The sequence below is a fragment of the Corallococcus sp. AB045 genome, assembly GCF_003668895.1.
GTDB classification, from domain to species: Bacteria; Myxococcota; Myxococcia; order Myxococcales; family Myxococcaceae; genus Corallococcus; species Corallococcus coralloides.
Genome location: NZ_RAWN01000323.1, coordinates 1 through 6734, shown reverse-complemented (window position 1 = coordinate 6734; position 6734 = coordinate 1). Strand labels below are relative to the sequence as shown.

The following is a 6734-nucleotide window of genomic DNA, read 5'->3' as shown; positions in this document are numbered from 1 at the left end:
GGGGGCGAGGCGGGCGCGGGGGCGGTCACGAAGGCGCGGACTCTACGTCCGGCGTTCTTCGGCATGCAGCAGGAAACCCTTCGACCGCTGTTTCACTTGACGGTCACCCCACGGGTTGCGAGGGTCCGCCCCCAATGGCCGGAAAGTCCGACACCGAGCGGTCCGACGTCGCGCGCATCCGCGCCGTCCTGGCGCGCGAACTCGAGACCATCAACGAATACGAGGCCTTCGCCGAGGACTCCTCCCTCCCGGAGGTCAAGGCCTTCTTCCTCCACCTGGCGGCGGAGGAGAAGGAGCACGTGTCCGAGGCGACCCACATGCTCCGCATGCTCGACAAGGGTCAGGACGCGCACTTCGCCAAGCCCTTCGTCCCCGGCCACTTCCAGGCCGCCGTGGGGGGTGTCCCCTCGGAGCCCGCCTTGCCCGCCGCCGAACCCGTGCATGCGGCGCCACCCGCCCCGCCCGCGCTGGGCCGCCTGGCGAACGAGCCCCTGACGTCCCTGCCGCCCCAGCGGCTCATCTATGGCGTCCCCGCGCCGCCGCCTTCCGCCAACGGCCATCCGCTCACCATCGGCAGCCTGCGCCGCGGCGGTGGAAGCGGCGGCTCCGGTGGCGGTCGTTAGAACCCTTTTGTTTCCTGCCTTCTCCTCTCCCCTCCTCTGCCGCCGCTCGTGACGGAGACACAGATGCCTGACTTCCTTGGACATGCCGAGAACCCGCTGCGCGAAGAGGAGTGGGCGCGCCTCAACGAGACGGTGATCCAGGTGGCTCGCCGTTCGCTGGTGGGCCGCCGCATCCTGGACATCTACGGGCCGCTGGGCGCGGGCGTGCAGACGGTGGCCTACGACGAGTTCCAGGGCGTGTCCCCGGGCGCGGTGGACATCGTCGGTGAGCAGGAGACCGCGATGGTCTTCACCGACGTCCGCAAGTTCAAGACCATCCCCATCATCTACAAGGACTTCCTGCTGCACTGGCGGGACATCGAAGCGGCGCGCACGCACAACATGCCGCTGGACGTGTCCGCCGCCGCCGGCGCCGCCGCGCTGTGCGCGCAGCAGGAGGACGAGCTCATCTTCTACGGCGACCAGCGCCTGGGCTACGAGGGCCTGATGACGGCCAACGGCCGCCTCACCGCCACGCTGGGGGACTGGACGGCGCCGGGCGGCGGCTTCCAGACCATCGTGGAGGCCACGCGCAAGCTCAACGAGGCCGGCCACTTCGGGCCCTACGCCGTGGTGCTGTCGCCGCGCCTGTACTCGCAGCTGCACCGCATCTACGAGAAGACGGGCGTGCTGGAGATCCAGACCATCAGCCAGCTCGCGGCCGACGGCGTCTACCAGTCCAACCGCCTGCGCGGTGAGTCCGGCGTGGTGGTGTCCACGGGCCGGGAGAACATGGACCTGGCGGTGGCCATGGACATGGTCGCGGCCTACCTGGGCGCCAGCAAGATGAACCACCCGTTCCGCGTGCTGGAGTCACTGCTCTTGCGCATCAAGCACCCGGACGCCATCTGCACGTTGGAAGGCGCCACCCCGGCCGCTCCTCCGGCGCGCCGTTAAGTCGCGGTCTCCGCGCGAAAGACCCATGGCCAAGGTCCTGGTCATCGATGACGAGACGAACCTGCGCAAGGTGCTGGCCGCCCTGCTGCGCCGCGACGGGTTCGACGTCACCGTGGCGGAGAACGGCGAGCAGGGCCTGGCCGAGTTCCACAAGAACGGCGCGGACATCGTCGTCACCGACCTGGTGATGCCCAAGCTGGGCGGCATGGAGGTCCTCGCCGCCGTGCGCAGCGCCAACCCGGACGTGCCGGTGATCATCATCACCGCGCACGGCACCGTGGACTCCGCGGTGGAGGCCATCAAGGCGGGCGCGTTCGACTACATCACCAAGCCGTTTGATCAGGCGGAGCTGTCCTCCGTCGTGGCCAAGGCCGCCAAGACGAACGAGAGCGCCAAGCGCTCCGTGCGCGCGGACCACAAGGCCCGGTCCGCCATCATCGGCGAGTCGCCGCAGATTCAAGACGTCTACAAGGTCATCGACAAGGTCGCGGACACGCCCTCCACGGTGCTGATCACCGGAGAGAGCGGCACGGGCAAGGAGCTCATCGCCACCGCGTTGCACGGCGCGTCCAGCCGCCGCGACAAGCCGTTCATCAAGATCAACTGCGCCGCCATCCCGGCCACGCTCCTGGAGAGCGAGCTGTTCGGCTACGAGAAGGGCGCCTTCACCGGCGCCGTCACGTCCAAGCCCGGCCGCTTCGAGCTGGCCGACGAGGGCACCCTCTTCCTGGACGAGATCGGCGAGATCCCCGTCGAGATGCAGGTGAAGCTGCTGCGCGCGCTCCAGGAGGGCGAGTTCGAGCGCGTGGGCGGCATCAAGACGACGCGCGTGAACGTGCGCCTGGTGGCCGCCACCAACCGCGACCTCCAGGCGGAGATCGAAGCGGGCCGCTTCCGCAAGGACCTGTACTACCGGCTGGCCGTGGTGCCCATCGCGCTGCCCGCGCTGCGCGAGCGCCGCGGCGACATCCCGATGCTCGCCCAGCACTTCGTGGACAAGTACAACCGGCGGCTCCACAAGAAGATCGAAGGCATCGCCGACGACGCGCTCGCGCTGCTCCAGGCGTATGCGTGGCCGGGCAACATCCGCGAGCTGGAGAACCTCATCGAGCGCGTGCTGCTCTTCGCGGATGGCCCCCTCATCACCGCGAAGGACCTGCCGGAGCCGGTGCGCGGGGGAGCGGGCGTGCAGGCGGGGGCACAGGTCGCCGCCTCGCTGGGCACGCTGGACGTCCCCGTGGGCGAGGTGGGCCTCAAGGACATCGTGCGCATGAAGGCCGCGGAGCTGGAGCGGGACCTCATCGTCAAGAAGCTGGAGGAGACCGGCGGCAACGTCACGCGCGCCGCGCGCCTCCTGCAGATCAGCCGCAAGTCGCTCCAGACGAAGATGAAGGAGTTCGGCCTGCGCGACACCACCCCGGACGGTCAGGAAGACGGCCCGGACGAGTAGCCTGGGGGCCGAAATATCGCCTTTTCGCCGGCGGTTTCGGCCCCCGCGTACCTTCTTACCCTCAGGGAGCCTGAATGCGGCCGAATCTTCCCACCCTCGGTGGACCACCGAAGCGCAATCCCTTCGGACCGGTGGTTGCCGTCTCCGTCATCCTCGGCGCGGCCGCGGGTGGCGTGTGGTGGTGGAAACAGCGCATGGCGGATGTCCCCATGGACGTCGCCTCGCAGGCCGCGTCCGCGCTGGACGCCGGCACCGTGGCCCAGGCCCCCGTGGCCCCGCCCGCGCCCACCGACCCCGTGAAGGCCGCGGGCCTGGAGCGCGTGTCCATCCGCATCGAGGGCCCGCTGGAGACGGCGCTCGTCCAGGCCTCCGACACCACCGTGGGCCCCGCCCTGGCGCAGGTGGTGACGCGCACGCTGGTGTGGTGGGTGCGCGTACCTGGCGAAATCCTACGAGGGGACACGCTGGACGTGCTCTTCCAGCGCCGCCCCAACGAGGAGCCGCTGGTGTACGCGGTGCGCTTCGTGAGCGGCAAGACGGGCCAGACGCACCGCGCCTACCGCTTCACGCCCGCGGGTGAGGTGAACGCCCGCTACTACCTGCCCGGCGGCGACGAGCTGGAGCTGCGGATGGAGAAGTCGCCCATCGACAGCTACGAGCAGATCACCTCGCTGCTGCGCGACGGCCGCGGCCACAAGGGCGTGGACTTCCGCGCGCCGGTGGGCACGACGGTCCGGGCTCCCTTCGCGGGCGTCATCAAGCGCAAGAACTGGAACTTTGGCAGCAACGGCAACTGCATCGAGCTGGTGGAAACCGGGGGCAAGGGCCGCCGCGCCCTCTTCCTGCACCTGGCGGAGCTGCCCAAGAGCATCCAGGCCGGGATGCGCGTGAACGCGGGCCAGGTGCTGGCCCAGAGCGGCAACACGGGCCACTCCTTCGCCCCCCACCTGCACTACCAGCTCATGCTGGGCGAAAACCGGGTCCTGGACCCCTTCGACCAGCACAAGACCTTCCGCGCGTCCCTGGCGGCCGCCCACAAGGGCGCCTTCGACACCGAGGTCCAGCGGCTGGATGGATTGCTGGGAACCTCCGTCGCGGGGAAGTAAAGCCCCACCCATTTCTTGACACTCCTCCGACGGCACGGCTAGCTGGCAGCCCTGGGCCGTGGTCGTCGGAGGTAGTGGATGCACAGGTTTCGCGCCGTCATCGCCGCGCTGACGCTGGGCGTGCCTTTCGCCGCCAGCGCGGCGGAGATCACCCGGATTGCTTCCTCGTTCGAGGATGATGATCCGTTCGACCTCTTCCTCGACGTGGGCTTCGAGCGCACGCAGACACGCGCGAAGATCGTCCGCGAGCAGCTTCGCGGCGGTGACGCCACCAACGTCTCGGAGGTCAACGAGCTCTGGTACAAGGGCGTGGACGCGCGGCTGAATCTGGCCGTGGCCTTCGGCCTGTGGAAGGACCTGGAGTTCAGCTTCAAGCTGCCCATCGTCTTCCAGCAGAACGAGACCTGGAACTTCGTGTCCGGCACGAACCAGGGCAACTCCACCATCACCAACAGCTGCTACAACGCGGACGGCTCGCCCTACTCCCCCGAGGGCTGCGTGGGCCGGCTGTTCCAGGTGCCCCAGGAGAGCTACCGCGGCGGCCTGGGCAACGTGCACTTCGGCCTGGCGTACGCCTTCTTCAACCAGGAGAAGGACGACACCAAGCCCACGTGGATCGTCGGCATCGACTACGAGGCGCCCACCGCCAAGCAGCGCGACCCGAGCCTGGACAACACCGACCCGGAAGACCCGCTGAAGGATGGGCGCGGCAACGTGGGCGACCGCGTCCACAAGTACAAGCTCTACACGACCTTCTCGCGGAAGATGGGCGTGGCGGAGCCGTACTTCAAGGCGTCCCACACCATCCCGGTGCGCGGCCCCGGCGCCTACTCCAACTGCGACCAGTCCGGCGCCAACCCGCCCAACCTGGGTGCGCCGTACAACTGCTACCGCGAGCCGTGGACCCGCCAGGAGACGGGCATCAAGGCCCCGTCGCAGACGGCGCTCACCTTCGGCATGGAGCTGGTGCCCTTCGAGAACGCGGCGAGGTCCCAGAAGTTCGCCCTGGACGTGCGGCTCCTGGGCAACTACGTGGGCCGCGGCCGGTACTACAACGAGCTGAGCTCCGCGCTGCGCAAGCTGCTCACCTCCGACGACTACTTCCAGGTGGGTGGCCAGGTGGGCGTCATCGCCCGCGCCGCCGAGGCCTTCACCATCCGCGCCTCCGGCAACTTCCTCTACAACACGGACCACCTGCTCACGTCCGAGGCCATTGGCCAGGACCTGAACGGCGACGGCACCGTGGACACCGCCGTGGGCTCGCCGGAGCTGAACCCCACGTTCGACTGGCGCTACGACCTGGTGTCCCGCCGCTTCCGGGCCATCCAGAGCACCACGTTCCGCTTCGACCTGGGCGCGACCTTCAGCTTCTGAAGTCCCGCCTGAGGCAGCGGTGGGCCTCCCCTACCGCTGCTTCAGTCCCAGGCCCAGCCGGTACACCTCCTGGCCGGGCCACCCCGCGCGGCGGGCCAGCTCCGTGCTCAACGGCTTGAGCTTCTCGCCGCGAGCCAGGCCCGACTCCAGCGCCCGGCGCAGCTCGTCCTCGCTCCAGCGCTGCTCGCCGGTACGGCCCTCCACCAGCACCACCACCTCGCCCCGGGTCTCCTCGCCCGCGTAGCGCGCCACGAGCGCGGACAGCGGGCCCCGGACAAACTCCTCGTGCAGCTTGGTCAGCTCGCGCGCCACACACGCGCGGCGGTCGCCCCAGGCCTCCTGCAGGTCGACCAGCGTCTCCGCCAGACGGCGCGGGGACTCGTAGAGGACGCAGGTGGCGGACAGGGGCGCCACCTCGTCCAGCATGGCCCGGCGCTCCGGCCCCTTGCGCGGCAGGAAGCCCAGGAAGTGGAAGCGCCCGGTGGGCAGGCCTGACGCGCTCAGCGCGGCCACCAGCGCCGTGGGCCCGGGCACCGGCTCCACCTTCAGGCCGCGATCCAGCGCCTCCGCCACCAGCTTCTCCCCCGGGTCGCTGATGCCGGGGCTGCCCGCGTCGGTGACGAGCGCGCAGTCCTCCCCTGCCTCGATGCGGTCCAGGATGCGTCCGGCGCGTTGCCCTTCCGCGAAGGCGGGCAGGCTCACCAGGTCCTTCCCGGTGATGCCGAAGTGGTCCAACAGGATGCGCGAGTGCCGGGTGTCCTCGCACGCGAGCAAGCCCACGGTGCGCAGCGTCTCCAGGGCCCGGGCGGTGACGTCCCCCAGGTTCCCGATGGGCGTGGCCACGAGGTAGAGCGTTCCAGCCAAGGGACGGATTCCTTTACATGCCAGCGTCGAAGGCGGCGGGCAGATGCTCCACCCGGGCGTGCTCGCCCTGGCCCACGACGGAGATGACGTCGAAGCGCACCATGCGCCCGTCGATGCCGTTCTGGAAGAGGTAGTGCAGCGCGGCCTTCACCACCCGGCGCTGCTTGGCGAAGGACACGGTGTGTGACGGGTCTCCCCACGCCGCCGTGGAGCGCATGCGCACCTCCACGAAGCACATGAGCTCCCCCTGCTCCGCCACGATGTCCAGCTCGCCGTAGCGGCACGTCCAGTTGCGCGCCACCACCCGGAAGCCCTGCGACTCCAGCAGGCGCACGCCCTCCGCCTCCGCCACGTCCCCTACTTCCCGCCGCGTCCCCATTC

Annotated in this window: 7 protein-coding genes; 5 read left to right on the top strand and 2 right to left on the bottom strand. The window is 69.6% G+C overall.

Annotated elements, in window-relative coordinates:
* The first annotated feature begins 134 nt into the window (after positions 1–134).
* The 5 genes from D7Y21_RS39475 to D7Y21_RS39455 all read left to right on the top strand — a co-directional run bounded on the left by D7Y21_RS39475 (position 135) and on the right by D7Y21_RS39455 (position 5489).
* Positions 135–623 carry a ferritin family protein gene (locus D7Y21_RS39475; RefSeq protein WP_120566120.1) on the top strand — a complete coding sequence of 163 codons (489 nt, stop codon included), beginning with the start codon at positions 135–137 and terminating at the stop codon, positions 621–623.
* 63 nt (positions 624–686) lie between these two features.
* On the top strand, positions 687–1559 hold the full coding sequence (gene encA, locus D7Y21_RS39470; RefSeq protein WP_120566121.1) for an encapsulin nanocompartment shell protein EncA: 873 nt from the start codon (positions 687–689) through the stop codon (positions 1557–1559).
* Between the two features lie 25 nt (positions 1560–1584).
* Entirely contained in the window at positions 1585–3009 is a 1425-nt protein-coding gene (locus tag D7Y21_RS39465) for a sigma-54 dependent transcriptional regulator (protein ID WP_120566122.1), read from the top strand.
* Between the two features lie 74 nt (positions 3010–3083).
* Positions 3084–4115 carry a M23 family metallopeptidase gene (locus D7Y21_RS39460; protein WP_120566123.1) on the top strand — a complete coding sequence of 344 codons (1032 nt, stop codon included), beginning with the start codon at positions 3084–3086 and terminating at the stop codon, positions 4113–4115.
* 78 nt (positions 4116–4193) lie between these two features.
* Positions 4194–5489, top strand: coding sequence for a hypothetical protein (locus D7Y21_RS39455; RefSeq protein WP_121718460.1), 1296 nt, complete (start codon positions 4194–4196; stop codon positions 5487–5489).
* A gap of 30 nt (positions 5490–5519) precedes the next feature.
* Here D7Y21_RS39455 and rsmI read toward each other — a convergent pair whose 3' ends face one another.
* Both rsmI and D7Y21_RS39445 read right to left on the bottom strand, forming a co-directional pair.
* Positions 5520–6353, bottom strand: a complete 834-nt coding sequence (gene rsmI / locus D7Y21_RS39450) for a 16S rRNA (cytidine(1402)-2'-O)-methyltransferase (protein WP_121718459.1) — start codon at positions 6351–6353, stop codon at positions 5520–5522.
* A gap of 13 nt (positions 6354–6366) precedes the next feature.
* Positions 6367–6732, bottom strand: coding sequence for a YraN family protein (locus D7Y21_RS39445; protein ID WP_120623073.1), 366 nt, complete (start codon positions 6730–6732; stop codon positions 6367–6369).
* Positions 6733–6734 lie beyond the last annotated feature (2 nt).

Excerpts from the sequence above, each read along its gene's own strand:
- D7Y21_RS39475 (WP_120566120.1), top strand. The coding sequence starts at position 135 with ATGGCCGGAAAGTCCGACACCGAGCGGTCCGACGTCGCGCGCATCCGC.
- encA (WP_120566121.1), top strand. The coding sequence starts at position 687 with ATGCCTGACTTCCTTGGACATGCCGAGAACCCGCTGCGCGAAGAGGAG.
- D7Y21_RS39445 (WP_120623073.1), bottom strand. The coding sequence starts at position 6,732 with ATGGGGACGCGGCGGGAAGTAGGGGACGTGGCGGAGGCGGAGGGCGTG.
- D7Y21_RS39460 (WP_120566123.1), top strand. The coding sequence starts at position 3,084 with ATGCGGCCGAATCTTCCCACCCTCGGTGGACCACCGAAGCGCAATCCC.
- D7Y21_RS39455 (WP_121718460.1), top strand. The coding sequence starts at position 4,194 with ATGCACAGGTTTCGCGCCGTCATCGCCGCGCTGACGCTGGGCGTGCCT.
- D7Y21_RS39465 (WP_120566122.1), top strand. The coding sequence starts at position 1,585 with ATGGCCAAGGTCCTGGTCATCGATGACGAGACGAACCTGCGCAAGGTG.